This is a genomic window from Thalassobacter sp. 16PALIMAR09 (genome assembly GCF_000765485.1).
GTDB lineage: Bacteria > Pseudomonadota > Alphaproteobacteria > Rhodobacterales > Rhodobacteraceae > Thalassobacter > Thalassobacter stenotrophicus.
In genome coordinates this window covers 466,556-487,350 of record NZ_JHAK01000001.1, presented here as the reverse complement: position 1 = coordinate 487,350, position 20,795 = coordinate 466,556, and the positions used below count along the sequence as shown (strand labels likewise).

The following is a 20,795-nucleotide window of genomic DNA, read 5'->3' as shown; positions in this document are numbered from 1 at the left end:
ATGCCTGCATTTGACGACCTGATGGCCCACCAACGCGAAACCGAGGCTTTGGGGCAGGTCGCGGGTCGGCTTGGCTGGGACCAAGAAACGGTCATGCCCCGTGGCGCGGCCCCGCAAAGAGCCGAGGAAATGGCCGCTATGGAAGGCGTTTTGCACGCCCGCCGCACCGATCCACGTATCGGTGATTGGCTGGACGTGGCCAAGGCCCCCGATGCGGCGGGGGATGCGGCCCTGCGGTTGATCCGCGAAAGCTATACGCGCAACAACAAGGTGCCCGCACGTTTGGCGGCGGAACTGGCCCGGGTCACATCGCTGAGCCAAGGGGAATGGGCCAAGGCCCGCGCAGACGAAGACGTCGCGGCCTTCTTGCCACGCCTCAACGAGGTCGTCGCCTTGCGGCGTGAAGAGGCAGCGGCGCTGGCCACCGGTGGTGATCTTTATGATGCGCTTCTGAATGACTATGAGCCGGGCGCCAATGGCGCTGAGATCGGTGCGATGTTTGACGCTATGCGTCCGCGCTTGGTCGATCTGCGGGCGCGCGTTCTTGCGGCAGGACCAGCCCCCAAGGTGCAAGGCACATTCCCAAAGACCGCTCAGTTGGCTTTGTCAGAGAAAGTTGCGCGGGCCTTCGGCTACAACTTTGACACCGGGCGCATTGATCTGGCGGTGCACCCCTTTAGCTCCGGCTCCGGGCGGGATGTGCGGATCACCACACGCGTTGCGGAGGATGATCCGTTTAACTGCCTCTATTCGACGATCCATGAGGTCGGCCATGCCTGCTATGAACAGAACATTGACCAAAGCTACCTGCTGACGCCCTTGTCACGGGGCGTATCGATGGGTGTTCATGAAAGCCAAAGCCGCATCTACGAAAACCAAATGGGCCGCTCAGAAGCATTTACCGGCTGGCTGTACGGACAAATGTGCGATGCGTTTGGTGATATCGGCGTGCAGTCTGAGCGCGATTTTTACCGGGCCGTGAACCGGGCCGAGGCGGGATATATCCGCACTGAGGCTGATGAGGTTAACTACAACCTGCACATCATGTTGCGCTTTGATCTGGAGCGCGCGTTGATTGCGGGCGATTTGGCCGTTGATGACCTAGAGGCCGCATGGAATGACCGTTTTGCTGCGGACTTTGGGATTGTGGTGGATAAGCCGTCCAACGGGGTTTTGCAGGATGTCCACTGGCCAGTGGGCCTGATGGGGTATTTCCCAACCTATGCGCTTGGGAACGTCTTTGCGGGCTGTTTGAACGCGGCGATGCGCGCGGCAGTGCCTGATGTTGATGCGGGCCTTGCGCGGGGTGATGCGACGGCTGCAACCACATGGTTGCGGGATGCCGTACAAACCCACGGCGGTCTGCGTACCCCAGTTGAAACGATCAGCCACGCCACGGGTGCAGCACCGGGACCTGAGCCTTTGCTCAGCTACCTCGAAGCGAAATTCATCGATCTCTACAAGCTCTGAGCGCGCACGGTCTTGGCTTTGTCCAAGGCCTCACTCACCAAATCCAGTTCCTGCGCGGGACCGGTAACGCTTTTGCGCGCGAGCGTATGGCGGGACAGGTGCCGGACTAGGGCTCTGCGATCGGCCTTGATCAGTTTTTTAAGCAAACCCTTGATATAGGGGCGGTAATCACGACGGGCGCGCCAAAGTCTTGCAAATTTTGGCCGTGTTAGAGCCCCAGCCATCGCGGCCTCACACAGAGGCGTCAGGAGGTTCATTCCGTGCAGCGTCGTCAAGACGCGCGGTCCCGCGTGGGGGATGCGCAGATGCGTGGTGTGGTCGTCTTGGAACAGGCTCGCGTGCATCGCATCCAGCGTCTCGGTTGGATCCGAGATAACAGTCACATGGTTGGCCGCCTGAACAGAACGCGGTGCATAGCTGTAGCGCGGGCCCCAGCGGAGCGACCAAGCCTTGCGGTTGCGCACCTCCCACGGGACCTTGGCGCGTTCAAGCGTCGCGATAGGCTGCATCAGCAAAACCTCGGCCCCTGGGGCGGCCACGCAAAACGCCCCCGCGCCGTAAGCCCCCATACCGGCCCCCGCAAAAAGAACCGTGTCAAAATCATCAAAGAACCCCTCATCCGTGAGGTCATCGATAAAATCGAATAGGTCGGGACTGCGAAACCACGTCGGCCCATCTGCGTGGATCATCAGGAGTGACGCATCGAGCGCAGTCGCCACATCCGGCCCCCACAGTTTGGCACCACTCTCGAACGTAACCAAAAGGGTATCACCAGCGGTCACATGAAAGGCACGGTGCTGCGCGTCAATGGCTTCAAAAAAACCAAGCTCATCGCTGAGGATCTGCAACGCTGCAAGCTGGTCGCTGTTCTGTTCAAACATCTGTGCCCCCACAGGCAAAAAAATTGATGGTGCCGACTCAGCACCCGCAATTTGGGTGAGGCGATGACAACTGTGGCCGAATCTCGTCGTTACCTAGCGCGGAAATGTGGCCGGAATTGGGTTGTGTGCTGGGATAATCCTATCGCCTGGCCAGGTTTTTGCGCGGTCAGCATTGTTGCGTAAGTATTGTTTCCAATTTCATAACGGACAACCCCGGCATCAAAAAATGCCGTAAATTGACGGGCGCGACCCCCTTACATAGCTCCATAACAAACCCCACCCACAGGGCTCAGCACCCCTTTCGTCTCGCAAAAGGCTGGCGTAGGGTTCACGCAACACTGTGAGGGAGCATCGACCATGAACGTCACACGAGAAATCAAAGCCAAAGACGCGCCAGACATGGGGACCTTTGACTGGGCCGATCCGTTTTACCTAGAAGAGCAGCTGAGCGACGATGAGCGCGCCTTGCGCGATGGGGCCGCGGCCTTCGCGGCCGACAAGCTCGCCCCGCGGGTAATCGCCGACTACGCCCAAGAGGTCGAGGCCCCTGAAATCTTTGCCCAAATGGGCGAGGCGGGTCTGCTGGGCATCACCATCCCCGAGGAATACGGTGGCCTTGGCGCGTCCTACGTGACCTACGGCCTCGTCGCCCGGGAAATCGAGCGTGTCGACAGTGGCTATCGGTCCATGATGTCCGTGCAATCGAGCCTCGTGATGTATCCGATCTATGCCTATGGCAGCGAAGAACAGCGGGTGAAATATCTGCCGGGTCTGGCTGCGGGCAGCTTAATTGGGTGTTTCGGCCTGACCGAACCTGACGCAGGCTCTGACCCCGCTGGTATGAAAACCCGGGCAGAGAAAACCGCGACCGGGTACCGGATTACGGGCTCGAAAATGTGGATTTCGAACGCGCCATTTGCGGATGTGTTCATCATCTGGGCCAAGTCTGAGGCGCATGGCGGGAAAATCCGCGGCTTCGTGCTGGAGCGCGGCATGGACGGCCTGTCTGCGCCCAAAATCGGCGGCAAACAATCGTTGCGGGCCTCTACCACGGGTGAAATCGTGATGGACGGTGTTGAGGTCGGCGAGGAGGCGCTGCTGCCGCACGTCCAAGGGCTAAAAGGTCCGTTTGGCTGTCTGAACCGGGCTCGCTATGGCATCGGCTGGGGCGTGATGGGTGCTGCAGAGTTTTGCTGGCATGCGGCCCGCACCTATGGGTTGGATCGCAAACAGTTCGGCAAGCCCTTGGCGCAAACGCAGCTGTTCCAAAAGAAACTGGCTGACATGCAGACCGACATCACCTTTGGGTTGCAAGCCGCCCTTCGGGTAGGTCGTCTGGTGGATGAAGCCCGCGCGGCACCAGAGATGATCTCGATGATCAAGCGTCAAAACTGTGGTAAGGCGCTAAAGATCGCGCGCATGGCCCGCGATATGCACGGCGGCAACGGCATTCAGGAAGAATACCAAGTCATCCGTCACATGATGAACCTTGAGACCGTTAACACCTACGAAGGCACCCATGATGTGCATGCCCTTATTCTGGGGCGTGCACAGACGGGTTTGCAGGCGTTTTTCTAGAAAAACACGGCCTAGGGTCGGCTAGCTGAATTCCAGACCGTCTGTTTTATACAGCAGCGGTTTGGTCAGCGACGAAAGCGAAACCCTAGGTCGGTTTTCACTGTCGAAGTTGTTGGGTGACAGATAACGCTCGAAACACGCGCGCAGGGCGGGCCATTCGCTGTCGATAGCTGCAAACCAAGCGGTGTTTCTGTTGCGTCCCTTGCTGATCGTCGCCTATCGAAAAACACCTTCATAGGACAGCCCAAGGCGTTGCGCGGCCGCGCGGCTTTTGGCGTTGAGAGCGTGGCATTTCCATTCGTACCGCCGGTAGCCGCTGTCAAAGGCCCACTGCATCATCAAAAACATCGCCTCGGTCGCCTCAATCGTGCGCTGCAGAAGTGGTGAAAAATGGATATGGCCAACTTCGATTGAGCCGTCACCGGGATTGATCCGCAGAAAACTCGCGACGCCAACGGGGCGATTGTCAGACAGGCGTATGATGGTGAAAAACACGGGGTCTTCGCGCCCGGTCTCACTCTCAAGCCATGCTTTGTAGCTGGGGAAATCGTGGAAGGGACCGTAGGGCAGATAGGCCCAGTTGCGGTCATCTGTATCGGTGGTGTTGGCCTCATATAACCCGAGGGCATGGCGATCAGGGTCCAAAGGCTCTAGTCGCACGGTTTGGCCGTGCAGTGTTATGCCCGATGGGCGCGGAGGTGCGGAAAAACCCTCAACACTGAAATCCTGTTTCATGGGCAATTCCGCACTCCTTTGGGTATCGTTAGGGGTTTATTCCCACTCAATCGTGCCCGGAGGCTTGGATGTGATGTCATAGGTCACACGGTTGATGCCCTCTACTTCGTTGATGATCCGCGTGGCGGTTTCACCAAGGAATTCATGGGTAAACGGATAGTAATCCGCAGTCATCCCATCGACCGAGGTCACCGCGCGCAGGGCGCAGGCATAGTCGTAGGTGCGGCCATCACCCATCACGCCGACGGTCCGCACCGGGAGGATCGCGACAAAGGCTTGCCAGATCTCATCATACAGCCCGTGTTTGCGGATCTGGTCGATGTAGACCGCATCCGCTTTGCGCAGGATGTCCAACTTGGCGCGGGTGATCTTGCCGGGGCAGCGGATCGCAAGGCCGGGGCCGGGGAAGGGGTGGCGCCCGATAAAGCTCGCGGGCAGACCCAGTTCACGCCCCAAGGCGCGAACCTCATCCTTGAACAACTCGCGCAGCGGTTCAACAAGGCTCAGGCCCATTTTTTCGGGCAGGCCACCGACATTGTGGTGGCTTTTGATCGTCACAGAAGGACCGCCTGAAAAGCTGACGGATTCGATTACATCAGGATACAGCGTGCCTTGGGCCAAAAACTTTGCGTCGCCAATGGCTGTCGCGTGCTTTTGGAAGACGTCGATGAACAGTTTGCCGATGGTCTTGCGTTTGACCTCCGGGTCGCTGATCCCTTCGAGCGCGCCCAAGAACAGATCCTGCTCTTCGGCGTGGATCAGTTTCATGTTGTAGTTGTCGCGGAACATCGCGACGACTTCTGCGGACTCGCCCTGACGCAGCAGGCCGTGATCCACAAAGACGCAAGTCAGCTGATCCCCAATCGCCTCATGGATGAGAACCGCGGCCACCGAGCTGTCAACGCCGCCGGACAGGCCACAAATGACCTGATTATCGCCGACTTGGGTACGGATCGCCTCAATCGCTTGTTCGCGGTAGGCGCCCATAGTCCAGTCGCCAGTAAACCCGGCCAAACGCACAAAGTTTTCGTACAGACGCGCGCCTTTGGGGGTGTGGTGCACCTCGGGGTGGAACTGTACGGCATAAAAATCGCGCGCGGTATCGGCCGTGATGGCAAACGGCGCATTGGGAGAGGTGCCAAAGACCTCAAACCCCGGCGCAATCGCGCTGACGTGATCCCCGTGGGACATCCAGACCTGCTCCGCACCGTCGTCGAACCAACCGTCCAACATCGGCAGGGCGGATTTTGGCGTCACATAGGCGCGACCGAACTCAGCGGTGCCATGGCCCCGCTCAACGGTGCCGCCCAGCATGTGCATCATGACCTGCTGACCGTAGCAGATGCCCAAGATTGGCACGCCCAGATCAAAAACCGCCTCAGGCGGGCGGGGCGATCCGGCGTCGATAACACTGGCCGGTCCACCGGACAGAATCACCGCCTTGGGCGCAAAGGTTTCCAAAAACTCGGCTGTCACGTTTTGGAACGGATGAATTTCGCAATAAACGCTCAATTCCCGCAGGCGACGCGCAATAAGCTGGGTCACCTGGCTGCCGAAGTCGATGATCAAAAGGCGCTCGTGGGTGCCTGTATCCGTCAAGGTATTTGTCATGGCGCGGGTCTACGCCTGCAATGATGCGTGCGCAAGCGTGGCAATGTCGCTTTGCGCCCTCAAGGGGCGGAAAAGAGCCTCGCGCCCACGGGATCGCGCGCTATGTGATGTCCAACTGTAGCGCGGAGGGTGCCATGAGTAATGTAGCAGAAACAGGTCGTCGGCGGAGCCGTGGGGGTGGTGGTGCTGCGCGCCGTGCGGAGCGGACCGCGATTTCGGTCGAGACCGCCAAGTATATTGAGCGGAATATCCCCAATTTTGAGGTTCTCAACGAAGAGGCGCTTGAGATCATTGAGGCCAACGCGGAAACCGTGCTGGCCGAGATCGGTGTGAATTTCGTGGATAACCCTGCCGCGCTTGATCGCTGGCGCGAAGCGGGCGCTGATATTGATGGCGAACGGGTGCGTATTCCGCGCGGATTGGCGCGGCAATTGTGCCAGACGGCGCCATCGCAGTTCACACAGCATGCGCGCAACCCCGAACGGTCCGTTGAAATTGGGGGCAAGAACCTCGTGCTGGCGCCAGTGTATGGCCCGCCCTTCGTGCGCGACGCCCAAGGTGGTCGCCGCTACGCGACGATGGCTGACTTTGAGAAATTCGTGAAGCTGGGCTACATGTCCAAGTGGTTGCACCACTCGGGCGGAACAGTATGCGAGCCAACCGATGTTCCGGTCAACAAGCGCCACCTTGATATGTTGTATGCGCACATGTCGCTGTCGGACAAACCCTACATGGGTTCCGTGACAGAGCCATCGCGCGCCCGCGACTCGATCGAAATGTCAGATATCCTGTTCGGTGGGTTGAACGACCGCACAGTCATGACCTCACTGATCAACATCAATTCGCCGCTCACCTTTGACGGCATCATGATGGGCGCGCTCGAAGAATTCGCGGCCGCCAATCAGGCGAGCATCATTTCGCCCTTCATCGTGGGCGGCGCAATGGCGCCTGTGTCAGTGGCTGGGACGCTGACCCAAGTGTTGGCCGAGGTTATGGCCGGTGTCGCGTACAGCCAGTTGATCCGGCCCGGAGCACCTGTGATCTTTGGCGCGTTTGTGACGTCAATTGACATGAATTCCGGCGCGCCCACGTTCGGGACGCCTGAGGCGGCACACATCACCTATGGCGCAGGCCAATTGGCGCGGCGGCTCGGGCTGCCGTATCGCTCGGCAGGGTCGTTCTGTGGCTCTAAGCTGCCGGACGCGCAGGCGGCTTATGAAACAGCAAACTCGTTGAACGTCGGCTTGTTGTCGGGGGTGAACTTTATGCTGCACTCCTGTGGCTGGCTTGAGGGCGGCCTTGTGGCGTCGTTCGAGAAGTTCGTGATGGATGCAGATCAGCTCGGCACATTGCACCACATCGCGCGGGGCGTGGCCGTTGACGAAAATGCACAAGCAATGGATGCATTACGCGAAGTTGGTCCCGGCGGGCACTTCCTTGGATGCGCGCACACCCATGCGAATTTCAAGGATGCGTTCTGGCGGTCCGAGATGCTGGACTACAAACCATTTGAGACGTGGTTTGAGGAGGGCGCCCGAGATACAGAGGCACTTGCAAGCGCCAGGGTTGAGAAATTGATCGCTGCTTATCAGCAGCCGCACTTGGATCCGTCGATCGATGCCTGTCTAAAAGAATATGTTGCCAAGCGAAAAGAGGGCATGCCCGACGCGTTCATCTGATTCGCAACGTTTACCTTTTGTTCTACGGGTTAACTGTTTTGCAATATGAAACGCCCGGGTGTGTTATCCACACCCGGGCGTTTTTTTGCTGCTGATTGTTTCCAGTTTCAGCCTAATGTTCGGGCCTCACCCATCATTGCAATCAAGATATCGACATGACGGGTCAGCGAATAGTTGGCATCGCCCGTCTGGCGGCGGACTTCTAATTTGTCTTCGATGTCCATCAACATGGGCAGCGCTTTGCGCGATGTTGCGGGAACGGCGACCCGTGTCAAACGGCGTAAGTCCCTCTTGCGATTATAGTCTGCCACCCCCATGCGCGCAGCCCGAACCAATAATGCAGGGCGATTTAAGCGGGAAAGTTTATGAGTCAGATCGCACATGGGACATTCCTTGAGTTGCAAATAATACGTGATTTGTGATCGCTAAGATTTGCCACAAACTTGACCGGTGTTGCCGACGAATTGGTTGCACCGTTCGGTCCTGCCTCGCGTTTACTTCTTGGAAACAATTCAAATAGTTTTCCACAGACATTAAGGACTTAGTAACCAATATCTCGCTGTTTAAGGGGCGTGACCTTCGCCGAACCTTGGACAAACACAATGGAACAGCCCCTTCGATTTCCCTATCCGGAAATGCCCGCAATGCCCCAATGGGTGCCCGACGCAGTGCGCCGGTATTTGGAGCATACATCGAACGGAATGGCCCTGCGTGAGGTTGCCCGCCGGGACGGCTGCCACCCGTCTACGATCCTGCGGCAAATCCGTCGTCTTGAAGGTCGCCGTGATGATCCGCTGATCGATGATGCGCTGGAAACGCTCGCAACCCAACTCACTCCCCCGACTGACCAAAAGGACTGCCCTTCAATGACAGCAATGAGTTCCCCCGCCAGTTTGCTGGACGACGACACGATCGCGCGTGAGGCACGACGAATCTTGAGACGGCTTTGCGAACGCGATGCCGTCCTCGTTGTCAGCCATGAAATGGACCGCGCCGTTGTGCTGCGCCAACCTGATGATGAGGCTCCGACCCGCACCGCCGTTGTGCCGCGCCCTGTGGCGCAGGCATTCGCGCTGAAGGATTGGATCAGTTGTTATGCGGCGGGCAAAGTCACCCGGTATCGCATTACCGAGGCAGGGCGCGCAGCACTTAAACGTTTTCTGGCCGAAGACCATAAGCGTAAAATTGAACAACGCGGCATGGCTGAAGCACCATCACCGTTCCTGACGCAACACGTCGAGTGGGGGGAGCGGACAATCCCTGGCACGGACGAAACGCTGCGGGTCAATTTAGCCGAAAGCCCGCTGGGGGCGCTTGCGCGGAAAAAAGACAAGAACGGAGAGCCGTTTTTGAACATGAATTTGGTTCTTGCCGGTGAGCGTCTGCGCGAAGACTTTGAGGCCGCGCATATGGGCGCGCGTGTGGGCCAGAACTGGGAGCGGTTTCTCACCCCCGGTGATCGTGGCAGCTTTGGTGCCAAAGGGCCTGCATCCGGGCCTATGGATGCCCGCGCGCGGGTGCACGCAGCCCTACAGGACCTTGGTCCGGGCCTTGGCGACGTTGTCCTGCGGGTCTGTTGCTATCTTGAGGGGCTTGAGGCAGCTGAAAAACGCATGGGCTGGGCGGCACGCTCGGGTAAAATCGTGCTCCGCATCGCGCTCCAGAGACTAGAACTGCATTACGCGGGCCTCAGGTAGACCACGGGCGAAGCTCTGAACCTCCCTGCTTGTGGGGGCCAGGGGGTCGGATAAAACGGGTTCTGTGCGGCTTGTGCAGGTGATGCAAAGACTGTGATGATAAGAAAAGTGTGAGAGTTTTTGAGGGGTCGCAGCAAGCGGCCCTTGTTTCGTTTGTCTATGCATTGGAGTGGTGTGGGGCAGGGCGTTGGGGCCGCTCAAGGGGGGCAGCCTAGACCATCATGCTTGAAACACCGCTGGGGTTAAACGTCGTGAGGTCTTGGTTGCGCAAGATTACGACCGTATCGCCTTCGGTGTTTCGATACTCGATATCGGAGCCCACCTGTATCGGTGTCATAACAATGGCGGGATCCGTTGCTGCCACCTCAATCGCCAACTGATCGGTCCCGTCGTTGAAGTCGTTAATGATGACAGGATCGCCGGTGCGCTCCGCGAGGAGCAAGAACATATCATCGCCGTCGCCGCCCTCGGCCTCATCGCCGCCACCGAGGATCATCATATCATTCCCGTCGCCGCCCATAAGCGTGTCGGCTGCGCCATCGTCGGGCAGGGTAGATTGGAATAGATCGTCGGGCGGCGTTCCGATGTCACCAAACTCGAACCATTCCGAGAGGGTCAGGTCACGCTCACCCAAGGTGCCGGAGAAAAGGACGTCATCCCCCGCACCACCGTTCAGCATATCCGCGCCAGCACCACCCGTAAGGACATCGCCACCAAGACCGCCGTCCAAAGTATCAACTCCATCGCCGCCAAAGAGATAGTCATTGCCCGCGCCACCGTTCAAAGTGTCTGCCCCAGTGCCGCCGTCTAGAAAGTCACCGCCGCTGCCGCCCTCAATTCTGTCTGCGCCTTCTTCCCCCACAAGGATATCGTCATCTGCGCCGCCTTGGATCAGATCATTGCCGGTTCCACCGATCAAAATATTGACCCCATCCCCACCCGATAGGGTGTCATTTCCCGTGCCGCCGTTGATGAGGTCGTTGTCCGGCCCACCGTCAAATACATCGTTCTCACCGCTTAGCGTGGTGATACGGTCCAAGATGTCACCGCTTGTCGTCTCAGGCTCATCCTCCAAGTCCCCGAAGGTGCCAGTTTCCACCCCCTCATCCGAGGCCGATCCGCCAAGCCCCATCATCAGGGGGGCCAAAAGAAATAATCCCAACAACTCTAGCATGAGAGGCTCCGTCACAACGCGGTCCAAGGTGAGCAATCACCGGGACAAGAGAAAAGGTTAACAAAATGTAGACAGAAAAACTGAGGTCGAAATTGGGCGGGTCTGTGTCGCGACAACGAAAAAGGCGCGGCCCCTTTACGGCGCCACGCCTCTTTAAATCTTGAACTGTCAGAGCCGCTTAGCGGTTTTCGACATCCACGTAGTCACGCTGCGTGGGGCCGGTGTACAGCTGACGGGGGCGACCAATCTTGTGGGCCGGGTCCGACAGTTGCTCTTTCCACTGCGAAATCCAGCCAACGGTGCGCGACAGCGCAAAGATCGGTGTGAACATGGACGTGGGGAAGCCCATCGCCTCAAGAATGATGCCCGAGTAGAAATCAACGTTCGGGAACAGCTTCTTCTCTGCGAAGTACGGATCCTCGAGGGCTGCTTTCTCAAGCTCTTTGGCGACCTGCAACAGCGGGTTGTCTTCGACACCCATCAGTTCCAAAACTTCGTCCGCGGACTGCTTCATCACCGTCGCGCGTGGGTCAAAGTTTTTGTAAACGCGGTGGCCAAAGCCCATCAGGCGGAACGGATCGTTCTTGTCCTTGGCGCGTGCGATGAACTCGGGAATACGATCTGGCGTGCCGATTTCCTTGAGCATTTCAAGGCAGGCTTGGTTCGCGCCACCGTGGGCAGGGCCCCAGAGACACGCGATACCGGCCGCGATGCAGGCAAACGGGTTCGCACCAGAGGACGAGGCCAAGCGCACAGTAGAAGTGGAGGCGTTTTGCTCATGGTCGGCATGGAGCGTAAAGATACGGTCCATCGCGCGAGCGAGGATCGGATCGACCACGTAATCCTCAGCCGGGACCGAGAAGCACATGTGCAGGAAGTTGGCTGCATAATCGAGGTCATTGCGCGGATACACAAACGGCTGCCCGATGGAGTATTTGTAGGCCATCGCAGCAATTGTTGGCATCTTGGCGATCAGACGGTGTGAGGCAACCTCACGCTGCTGCGCGTCCGAAATATCGGTGCTGTCGTGATAAAACGCTGACATTGCCCCCACAACACCAACCATCGTGGCCATTGGGTGTGCGTCGCGGCGGAACCCGCGGAAAAAGTTGTGCATCTGCTCGTGGATCATTGTGTGACGCGTGATTGTCGTCTCAAAATCCTCTAGCTCAGCCGCCGACGGAAGCGCGCCGTAAAGCAGCAGATAGCAGACCTCAAGGTAGTGAGATTTGCCGGCCAGCTGATCAATCGGGTAGCCGTAGTGCAGCAGGACGCCTTCATCGCCATCGATGTAGGTGATCGCACTGTCGCAAGCCGCGGTCGACGTAAACCCGGGGTCATAGGTGAACACCTTGCCCTGCGCATAAAGCTTGCGGATATCAAGCACATCAGGACCCAAGGTGGGGGAGTGGATTGGCAAATCGAGTGTCGTGTCGCCGATGGTCAGCGTCGCCGTCTTAGGAGTATCAGCCATGGTTTTCCTCATATTAGGCCCACGCTCTTGGCGCGCAGGTCAGGTGCGTTTCAGCGCGAAACAAGAGGGTCGGCCTCAGGTCTCCGCGCTGGCATCATTTATTCGGGCCAAGGTTTCATCACGGCCCAGAACCAACATCATGTCATATACGCTTGGGGTCACAGACCGACCCGCAAGAACTGCGCGTAGGGGGCCTGCGAGCTTTCCAAAACCGATGCCATGTGCGTCGGTAATGATCCCGAATGCTTCCTCCAAAGCGTCTCGCGACCAGCTAGCAGTTTGCAGGTGCGGCGTCAATTCAATCAGTATACCACGGGATACCGCATCTAGCGCCTTGGCAGCCTTTGCATCCGGTGTAATGGGGCGTGAAGTCAGTGCAAACTCAGCCTTTTCAATGAGTTGCGGAATTGTTCGCGCCGATGGCTTGAGGCAATACATCGCACGTCGCAAAGTCTGACGCTGCGTCGCAGAAAATTCCTCGACCGGTTCGAGGCTCCGATAGGCATCAACTGCGGCCATGGCCTCATCGTCGGTCATCATCGCGATGTGCTGACCGGACGTATGTTCCAGCTTTTTCAGGTCCAAACGGGCAGGGGCTTTGCCGATGCCGTCCAGATCGAACCACTCAAGCGCCTGTGCATCGGTGAAAATCTCATCATCGCCATGGGACCAGCCAAGGCGCGCAAGGTAGTTGCGCAAGGCCGCGGCGGGGTAGCCCATGGCGGCATAATCCTCAATTCCAAGTGCGCCGTGGCGTTTGCTGAGCTTTTTGCCATCTGCGCCGTGGATCAGAGGGATATGCGCCCAGACGGGTATGCTCCACCCCATCGCGGCATAGATCTGTTCCTGCCGTGAGGCGTTGTTAAGGTGATCGTCGCCCCGGATCACATGCGTAACGCCCATGTCGTGATCGTCAACAACGACGGCCAGCATGTAGGTTGGTGTCCCGTCAGACCGCAGCAGGATCATGTCGTCCAGTTGCGCGTTTTGAACAACGACAGTGCCTTGCACAGCGTCGTTCACCCGCGTTTCGCCATCGCGCGGGGCCTTCAGGCGGACCACATAGGGGGCATCGGGGTGCTCAGCCTCGGGCACATCCCGCCAAGGGCTGAGGTACAGCGTGGACCGCCCTTCGGCCTTCGCGGCATCCCGGAAGGCTGCGATTTCGTCTTGGCTGGCAAAGCACTTGTAAGCCGTGCCTTGCGCCAACATCGTGTGAGCAACCTCTGCGTGGCGGTCCGCGCGCTCAAACTGGCTGATCGCGTCGCCGTCCCAATCGAGGCCCAACCAAGTCAGCCCGTCCAAAATCGCTTGCGTCGCCTCAGGGGTGGATCGTGCGCGGTCGGTGTCTTCAATCCGCAGCACAAATTTACCGCCGCGCGCGCGGGCATAGAGCCAATTGAACAGCGCCGTCCGAGCCCCTCCGATGTGCAAAAAACCCGTAGGCGATGGGGCGAAACGTGTGACGATAGGGGTCTCGGACTGGGACGAAGTCATAGGGGATTAACCTTTTAGCAACCAAGATGAGCGATGAGTGAGGGGACGTGCTTTGGGCGGGGTTTAGACCCCGCGAATTGGGGACACAAGAGTGACCGACCCAACCGCCCTGATAGGGGTGATGAGAACCCGCCTGATCTGGGCGTTACAAAGCCAACGGGGCCACCGCTTGCCCTTTGTTGCAGTGGCGTTCGGCGTTGGCGTGGGGGCCTATTTTTCCTTACCGTTTGAGCCAAATGTACGGGTGCTGGGGGCGATTGCGCTGGCGGCTTTGGCGGCATTTGCCGTTGGCTACTGGCTGCGCGAAACCTTTGGCGGGGTTGCCGTGGTTCTAGGGGTCGCGTGTCTGGGGCTGTTGATCGCAGCCTTGCGCACCCACAGCGTTGCTGCCCCGGTTCTGACCTTTCGCTATTACGGCGCGATTGAAGGGCGGATCGTCAAAATCGACCGCTCAGCCTCTGACAAGATGCGGTTAACGCTTGATCGCGTGCGTCTTGCGAACATGTCGCCAGATCGCACCCCCAAATACGTTCGGGTTTCGCTGCATGGGGCGCAGCCGTACCTTGCGCCCGCACCCGGCCAGCGAGTGATGATGACGGGCCACCTGTCACCGCCCAATGGCCCAACGGAGCCGGGCGGTTTTGATTTTCAACGCCATGCGTGGTTTCAATCTATGGGGGGCGTCGGCTACACCCGCACGCCTGCCTTATTGGCGGCGCCTGATCCCGGTGAATTGTGGCTTCAATCGTTACGCGCACGCATTGCGGCCGGCCTGGCCGACCGGATCGGAGGACAAGCGGGCGGCGTGGCGGCTGCCGTTGCCGTCGGGGATCGGGCTGGGATTGATGCCCCAACGATGGAGGATTTGCGTGCCTCTAACCTCGCGCATTTGTTGGCGATCTCGGGCCTCCATATGGGGCTGCTCGCGGGGTTCGTGTTTATGTCTGTGCGCGGCGGCCTTGCGATGATCTCGCCTCTAGCGCTGCGGTATCCTATCAAGAAATGGGCGGCCCTCGTGGCGCTGCCTGCCGCGGCCTTTTACCTCGCGCTTTCAGGGGGAAGTGTCGCGACACAGCGCGCATTCATCCAGGTCGCGGTGATGCTTGCCGCGATTTTATGCGACCGTCGTGCTTTGACGCTGCGGTCAGTGGCAATCGCGGCGTTGATTGTTCTGGCGTGGCGACCAGAGGCCCTGTTGGGCCCCGGGTTTCAAATGTCCTTTGCCGCGACCACCGCGATGGTTGTGATATTCAGCGGGATGCGCGGTCACACGCCTCGCCTGCCGATGGGTGTGGCGCAGGTCAGCGCCGTTTTGATGTCGTCCATCATTGCAGGCGCTGCGACCGCGCCCATTTCAGCAGCACATTTCAACCAGATCGGTCAATATGGTGTGCTTGCGAACCTCTTGAGCGTCCCGATGATGGGCACAATCGTGATGCCGTTGATGGTTGTTGCAGCCGTCCTCAGCCCCTTTGGGCTTGAAGGAGTGGCGCTATGGGGTATGGCCTTGGGGCTGGATTGGATCCTCTGGGTCTCTGCCTTTGTGGCTGGGTTAGACGGGGCGTTGCGCTTGATCCCGGCGCCATCCAACGTGGTTTTGCCGCTGCTCTGTCTGGGATGTTTGTGGTGCATCGCGTGGCAAGGACGCGCGCGTTGGATCGGGGTGGTGCCCGCTATCGCCGCATTCGCGTTGTGGTCCAGCACGCCGCGCCCGTTGGTCCTGATTTCTGCCAGTGGCAACTTGGTCGGTGTGCAAACATCGCAAGGCCGGGCCCTGTCAAAACCACGCGGCGATGGGTTTGTGGCCCAGAACTGGCTCGCCGCAGACGGATTACCTAAGGATCAGGAACAAGCCGCGGCGCGGTGGTCAATGGATGCAGAAACGGACCACGGTTTGGTGCACCTGTACGGACGCGGCGCTCAGGACCGAGTTGCTCAGGCCTGTCGGAGATCTCACGCTGTGGTGGCCAACAAAGACTATGACGCGCCAGAGGGCTGTCTTTTCCTGTCGCCCACAGTTTTGCGCAGCACAGGGGCCATTGCGGTGACGCAAGATGGCCGCGTCATCACAAGCCGCCAGACACAAGGAAACCGGCCCTGGGTCCCCAGAGCCGGTCAAGCGCCCGATTTAGCGCCGCTTCAATATGTGCGGATGAGCCCGACAAGTCGGCCCTGAACCGCCACGCTGTCGTCCGGTAGCATGCGGGTTTCATAAGCGGGGTTTGCGGCCTCAAGAGCGATCATGCCACCCTTGCGGTGATACCGCTTCAGCGTCGCTTCATGACCTTCGACCAAGGCCACCACGATTTCACCGTTATTGGCAGTCTCTTGCTCTCGGATGACGACGATATCGCCATCGTTGATGCCTGCGTCGATCATCGAGTCGCCTTTAACCTCAAGGGCGTAATGCTCTCCACCTGATCCGAGCATTTGGCCGGGCACGGCAACGTGGTTAGCAATCTCGCTGATGGCTTCGATCGGAACACCGGCGGCGATACGGCCCATGACGGGCAGGGAAGTCGCATCGGTGGCGATGTCCATGGCGCCAGCGGGTGCGGGGCGCGGGGCGGGCTTATCGCCCTCAATGACTGTGGGTTTGAACCCTTTGGCTTGCAGCGCGTCGGGCAGCTTGACGATTTCGAGCGCGCGGGCCCGGTGCGGCAGACGTCGGATAAAACCACGCTCTTCAAGAGCGGTGATCAACCGGTGAATTCCTGATTTGGAACGCAGATCAAGCGCTTCCTTCATTTCGTCGAACGAGGGCGGCACACCGTCCTTCGCCATACGCTTTTGGATATACTCGAGAAGGTCGAGTTGCTTCTTGGTCAACATCTGCACGGGCCTCCCTGTGGGGTTAGGTTCAACCCATGTTCTACAGGTGTTCTTGTTTTGTGTCAACAATTCTGTGTTCTACAAGATATTGTGGTCACAACGTAATGATAGACACACTTTCGCCTTTGGCCCGAGCCGGGTCGCGAATGGGTCGGACCACCAGCGCGTTAGAGGCCGCCAAAACCGACATCAAAGCGCTGTCTTGGGCGTCGTGCACGCGAACGGTTCCATCGGACGCCAGTTGTGCGCGCATGTAGTGTTCTCGGGGGCCATTGGGTGTCAGATCGTTGGCCAATGTGGCCTGCGCGGTTTTTGGCGCGTCCGCGGGTAAACCCAGCATTTTGGTGATCAGCGGGACGATAAACAGGGTTGAGCAAACCATTGATGACACGGGGTTTCCGGGCAGGCCAATCATTGGCGTGCCGTCCATGTTTCCGGCCATCAACGGTTTGCCGGGGCGCATCGCGATCTTGTAGAACGACTGGTCCATGTTCAGGTCAGCGGCAACCTCCGCCACCAGATCATGATCCCCGACCGATGCCCCTCCGATGGTCACGATCAGGTCCGCGCCTTTGGCCATTGCGAAGACGTCGCGCAGTGCGGCGCGGGTGTCGCGCGCAATTGGCAACAGACGGGTCTCAGCGCCTGCTGCCTCTAGCTGCGCGGCGATGCCATAGCTGTTGGAGGCGATAATTTGGTCCGGATTTGGGGCCTCACCCGGCGCGACCAACTCGTCGCCCGTGGCCACAATCGCAACGACAGGTTTGCGCACCACGGGGATCACCGCGTGGTTCATGGAGGCCAAAAGCGCGATGTCGGCGGACCCAAGCTTGCGCGGTGCTGTAAACAGATCACCTTCGTGGAAATCGCCCCCCGCTGGGCGGACATGGCGCCCGGTGTCTAGGGTCTCACCGAGTGTGATTAGGTCGTCCGTCCGCGTGACATCCTCTTGGATCACGACACGGTCCGCACCCTCAGGCAGCGGTGCACCAGTGAAAATGCGCACGGCTTCACCGGGGCGAACCGCACCGTCAAAGGCGTGGCCTGCTGCGGCTTCTCCGATGATCCGCAGGGTGGTCCCTGTGGCCCAATCGCCATCTTGCACGGCGTACCCATCCATGGCGGAGGCGGAAAATGGCGGCTGTGTGCGCTTGGCCCGCAAATCCTCGGCCAAGACACGGCCAGCAGCAGCGCGAAGGGGAACCTCCTCCGATGAAAGGCGCGTGCCAAGGCTCAGCACCTTTTCCAACGCCTCAGCAACGGAAATCATGCGTCGGACTTGCTGGGCGCTTCAAACACACCCGACTTGCCACCTTCTTTGCGCAGCAGGCGGATGTCTTTGATTTCCATGTCTTTCTGGATTGCCTTCACCATGTCGTACACGGTCAGCAGCGCGGTTGAGACAGCGGTCAGTGCCTCCATCTCAACCCCGGTTTTGCCGCCCGTCTTGACCGTTGCAACAACGCGGACACCGGGCAGGTCGGGCACAGGCTCCAGCTCAATTGCCACCTTGGTGATCGGCAGTGGGTGACATAGTGGGATTAGGTCGGCAGTTCGCTTGGCCCCCATGATCCCTGCAAGCCGGGCCACCCCCATCACATCGCCCTTTTTCGCCGAACCATCTTGAATCGTTTCAAGCGTTTGCGCAGACATCTTGATGTAGCCTTCAGCCACGGCCATGCGGGCTGTGTCCGCCTTGCCCGAAACATCAACCATATGCGCCTGACCGTCGGCGTCGAAGTGGGTTAGGCCGCTCATAGACCTGGCACCAAAGGGTTGGCGAGCAAGGCGCGGGTGGCTGCGGTGACGTCCGTTTGGCGCATAAGGCTTTCTCCGATTAGGAATGTGCGCGCCCCAAATCGGGCCATGTCCGCAAGGTCTTCGGGTGTGTATAGGCCGGACTCGCTGACCAACATGCGGTCCGCAGGCACCCTGCGCGACAGTGTGCGCGTCGTATCAAGACTTGTCTCGAACGTATTGAGATCACGGTTGTTTATGCCCATCAGGGGTGAGCGTAGCTGCGAGGCACGTTCCAGCTCTTCGGCATTATGCACCTCAAGCAAAACGTCCATGCCCCACTCAAATGCGCAGGCCTCTAGCTCAGCGGCTTGGCCGTCTGTGACAGAGGCGAGGATGATCAGGATGCAATCCGCCCCCAAAGCACGCGCCTCGGCCACCTGATAGGTGTCGTACATGAAATCTTTGCGCAGGCACGGCAGTGACGTCGCCTCGCGTGCGGCCACGAGGTAGCTATCATCGCCCTGAAAGCTGGGCCCGTCTGTCAAAACAGAAAGGCACGCGGCAGCGCCCTGTTCATAGGCTTGGGCCAGTTCTGGCGGATTGAAATCGGCACGGATCAAGCCCTTGGAGGGAGAGGCCTTTTTTACCTCCGCGATCAGGGCGTAGCCTGTCCGAGATGCGGTTTCTAACGCCTCGGCAAAGCCGCGGGGCGCGCTGGCTTGGCGGGCGTCTGCCTCAACATCCGCTAGGGATTTGGCGGCTTTGCGCGCGCTGATTTCCTCAAGCTTATAGGCTTTGATTTTTTCAAGAATGGTCGGGGTGCTCATGAGGCCTCCGAGGTGAGCGCCGCAAGGGCTGCGAGTTTCGATTTAGCTGCACCGCTGTCGATGCTTTCGCGGGCGCGTTCGACGCCCTCGTGCAGGTCGGCGGCGACGTCCGCAATGACGAGGGCGGCGGCAGAGTTCAACAAAACGGCGTCGCGGTATGCGCCGGGCGCGCCGTTCATCAATGCCTCAAATGCGCGGCCATTTTCCGCGGGCGTGCCGCCCAAGATCGCTTCGAACGCGTGTTCGGGCAGGCCCGCGTCGTCTGGGTGGACCTCACGCTCGGTCACGGCCCCGTTTTCGAGGGCGGCGACGTACGAAACCCCGGCGATCGACAGCTCATCCGTGCCGTCACTGCCATGCACAAGCCACGCCTTTTCGGAGCCGAGATCCAGTAACGTTTCGGCCATGGGGCGGATCAGATCGCGGCTGAACGCCCCGGTCAATTGACGCAGAACGCCCGCAGGGTTTGTCAGTGGCCCCAAGACGTTAAACAACGTTCTTGTGCCCAGTTCGGTGCGTGTGGGCATGACGTGCTTGATCGCGGGATGGTGCATTGGGGCCATCATAAAGCCGATGCCCACCTCGTTAATAGCGCGTTCGACCACGGCCGGTCCAACCATGACATTGACGCCCAATGCGCCCAAAGCATCCGCAGCACCGGATTTGGACGACAGGTTGCGATTGCCGTGCTTGGCCACGGTGACACCTGCGCCCGCCACCACAAACGCCGTCGCGGTCGAGATGTTAAGCGTACCCTTGCCGTCACCGCCTGTGCCGACGATATCCATCGCGCCCTTGGGCGCGGCCACAGCGTTGCACTTGGCGCGCATCACCGAGGCAGCCGCAGCAATTTCGGATGTAGTTTCACCGCGGACGCGCAGCGCCATCAAGAAGCCGCCCATCTGCGACGGGGTCGCGTCGCCTTCAAACAGGCAGCTAAAGGCCTCTTCGGCTTCGGCGCGGGTCAGGGGGCGGTCGGCGGCAATGCCGATCAGGGGTTTTAGGCGGTCACTCATGCGGAGATCTTTGTCATATCTAGGAAGGTCCTAAGCATAGCGTGCCCATGCTCGGAGGCGATGCTTTCAGGATGAAATTGTATGCCGTGGATCGGCGCGGTTTTGTGGGACAGGCCCATGATGGTGCCGTCCTCCAGCCAGCCCGTGACTTCTAGCGTGTCGGGCAGGCTGTCGCGGTCCACTACAAGGCTGTGATACCGGGTGGCTTTGAACGGTGTGGGCAGGTCTTTGAACAGGCCGCGGCCTTCGTGGTGCATCATGCCCATCTTGCCATGCACGATTTCGTGGCAGCGCGTGACCGTTCCACCAAACACCTGACCGATGGACTGATGGCCAAGGCAGACGCCGATCAGGGGCGTCTGTGTCTCGGCGGCGGCTGTAATCATATCCAAGCAAATGCCCGCATCATCCGGGGTGCCAGGACCGGGGGAGAGCATAATCGCCTCAGGGCACAGGGCCATCGCCTCCTGCACGCTGAGCGCGTCATTGCGGACCACCTTCACATCAGCACCCAGCTCACCAAGGTAGTGCACGAGGTTGTACGTAAAGCTGTCGTAGTTATCGATCAGCAGCAGCATAGGGCC

General features: G+C 59.3%; 18 protein-coding genes. 5 read left to right on the top strand and 13 right to left on the bottom strand.

Annotated features, from left to right (window positions below):
• Positions 1-1,470, top strand: coding sequence for a carboxypeptidase M32 (locus PM04_RS02375; RefSeq protein ID WP_038003291.1), 1,470 nt, complete (start codon positions 1-3; stop codon positions 1,468-1,470).
• Here PM04_RS02375 and PM04_RS02370 read toward each other — a convergent pair.
• On the bottom strand, positions 1,458-2,351 hold the full coding sequence (locus PM04_RS02370; protein WP_052068396.1) for a hypothetical protein: 894 nt from the start codon (positions 2,349-2,351) through the stop codon (positions 1,458-1,460). The genes PM04_RS02375 and PM04_RS02370 overlap by 13 nt on opposite strands.
• A 357-nt stretch (positions 2,352-2,708) precedes the next feature.
• On the opposite strand from PM04_RS02370, the gene PM04_RS02365 reads away from it, so the two are divergent.
• Entirely contained in the window at positions 2,709-3,929 is a 1,221-nt protein-coding gene (locus tag PM04_RS02365) for an acyl-CoA dehydrogenase (RefSeq protein WP_038003288.1), read from the top strand.
• A 216-nt stretch (positions 3,930-4,145) separates the two neighbouring features.
• Here PM04_RS02365 and PM04_RS02360 read toward each other — a convergent pair whose 3' ends face one another.
• Complete coding sequence (locus PM04_RS02360) at positions 4,146-4,664, bottom strand: GNAT family protein (protein ID WP_324618321.1); 519 nt, start codon at positions 4,662-4,664, stop codon at positions 4,146-4,148.
• 36 nt (positions 4,665-4,700) lie between these two features.
• Positions 4,701-6,275, bottom strand: coding sequence for a glutamine-hydrolyzing GMP synthase (guaA, locus tag PM04_RS02355; RefSeq protein WP_052068395.1), 1,575 nt, complete (start codon positions 6,273-6,275; stop codon positions 4,701-4,703).
• A gap of 134 nt (positions 6,276-6,409) precedes the next feature.
• On the opposite strand from guaA, the gene PM04_RS02350 reads away from it, so the two are divergent.
• Positions 6,410-7,954 carry a trimethylamine methyltransferase family protein gene (locus tag PM04_RS02350; RefSeq protein WP_038003853.1) on the top strand — a complete coding sequence of 515 codons (1,545 nt, stop codon included), beginning with the start codon at positions 6,410-6,412 and terminating at the stop codon, positions 7,952-7,954.
• Positions 7,955-8,061: 107 nt separating this feature from the next.
• On the opposite strand, the gene PM04_RS02345 is transcribed toward PM04_RS02350, so the two are convergent.
• A complete protein-coding gene (locus tag PM04_RS02345; protein ID WP_038003285.1) occupies positions 8,062-8,337 on the bottom strand; it encodes a DUF6477 family protein in 276 nt (91 codons plus the stop codon).
• Between the two features lie 219 nt (positions 8,338-8,556).
• On the opposite strand from PM04_RS02345, the gene PM04_RS02340 reads away from it, so the two are divergent.
• Positions 8,557-9,651 carry a DUF6456 domain-containing protein gene (locus tag PM04_RS02340; protein ID WP_052068394.1) on the top strand — a complete coding sequence of 365 codons (1,095 nt, stop codon included), beginning with the start codon at positions 8,557-8,559 and terminating at the stop codon, positions 9,649-9,651.
• Between the two features lie 211 nt (positions 9,652-9,862).
• Here PM04_RS02340 and PM04_RS17310 read toward each other — a convergent pair whose 3' ends face one another.
• From PM04_RS17310 to gltX, 3 genes are all read right to left on the bottom strand, one after another.
• Positions 9,863-10,825 carry a calcium-binding protein gene (locus PM04_RS17310; RefSeq protein WP_052068393.1) on the bottom strand — a complete coding sequence of 321 codons (963 nt, stop codon included), beginning with the start codon at positions 10,823-10,825 and terminating at the stop codon, positions 9,863-9,865.
• A 178-nt stretch (positions 10,826-11,003) separates the two neighbouring features.
• Positions 11,004-12,299: a citrate synthase gene (gltA, locus tag PM04_RS02330; protein ID WP_038003282.1), complete on the bottom strand. Its 1,296-nt coding sequence runs from the start codon at positions 12,297-12,299 to the stop codon at positions 11,004-11,006.
• A gap of 75 nt (positions 12,300-12,374) precedes the next feature.
• Entirely contained in the window at positions 12,375-13,796 is a 1,422-nt protein-coding gene (gltX, locus tag PM04_RS02325) for a glutamate--tRNA ligase (RefSeq protein ID WP_038003279.1), read from the bottom strand.
• 91 nt (positions 13,797-13,887) lie between these two features.
• On the opposite strand from gltX, the gene PM04_RS02320 reads away from it, so the two are divergent.
• The gene (locus PM04_RS02320) at positions 13,888-15,972 is read left to right on the top strand and encodes a ComEC/Rec2 family competence protein (RefSeq protein ID WP_234702859.1); all 2,085 of its coding nucleotides are present in this window, start codon (positions 13,888-13,890) and stop codon (positions 15,970-15,972) included.
• Here PM04_RS02320 and lexA read toward each other — a convergent pair.
• The 6 genes from lexA to PM04_RS02290 all read right to left on the bottom strand — a co-directional run bounded on the left by lexA (position 15,936) and on the right by PM04_RS02290 (position 20,789).
• Positions 15,936-16,628: a transcriptional repressor LexA gene (gene lexA / locus PM04_RS02315; RefSeq protein ID WP_038003276.1), complete on the bottom strand. Its 693-nt coding sequence runs from the start codon at positions 16,626-16,628 to the stop codon at positions 15,936-15,938. The two genes, PM04_RS02320 and lexA, sit on opposite strands and share 37 nt — an antisense overlap.
• 94 nt (positions 16,629-16,722) lie before the next feature.
• A complete protein-coding gene (gene glp / locus PM04_RS02310) occupies positions 16,723-17,898 on the bottom strand; it encodes a gephyrin-like molybdotransferase Glp (protein WP_038003273.1) in 1,176 nt (391 codons plus the stop codon).
• Positions 17,895-18,386 carry a cyclic pyranopterin monophosphate synthase MoaC gene (moaC, locus tag PM04_RS02305; protein ID WP_038003271.1) on the bottom strand — a complete coding sequence of 164 codons (492 nt, stop codon included), beginning with the start codon at positions 18,384-18,386 and terminating at the stop codon, positions 17,895-17,897. The genes glp and moaC overlap by 4 nt, the downstream gene beginning before the upstream one ends.
• The gene (gene trpC, locus PM04_RS02300) at positions 18,383-19,195 is read right to left on the bottom strand and encodes an indole-3-glycerol phosphate synthase TrpC (RefSeq protein ID WP_038003269.1); all 813 of its coding nucleotides are present in this window, start codon (positions 19,193-19,195) and stop codon (positions 18,383-18,385) included. The genes moaC and trpC overlap by 4 nt, the downstream gene beginning before the upstream one ends.
• Positions 19,192-20,211 carry an anthranilate phosphoribosyltransferase gene (gene trpD / locus PM04_RS02295; RefSeq protein ID WP_038003267.1) on the bottom strand — a complete coding sequence of 340 codons (1,020 nt, stop codon included), beginning with the start codon at positions 20,209-20,211 and terminating at the stop codon, positions 19,192-19,194. Before trpD ends, trpC begins: the two co-directional genes overlap by 4 nt.
• Positions 20,208-20,789 (bottom strand): aminodeoxychorismate/anthranilate synthase component II, encoded by a 582-nt coding sequence (locus PM04_RS02290; RefSeq protein WP_038003264.1) that lies wholly within the window; start codon positions 20,787-20,789, stop codon positions 20,208-20,210. Before PM04_RS02290 ends, trpD begins: the two co-directional genes overlap by 4 nt.
• Positions 20,790-20,795: the final 6 nt, after the last annotated feature.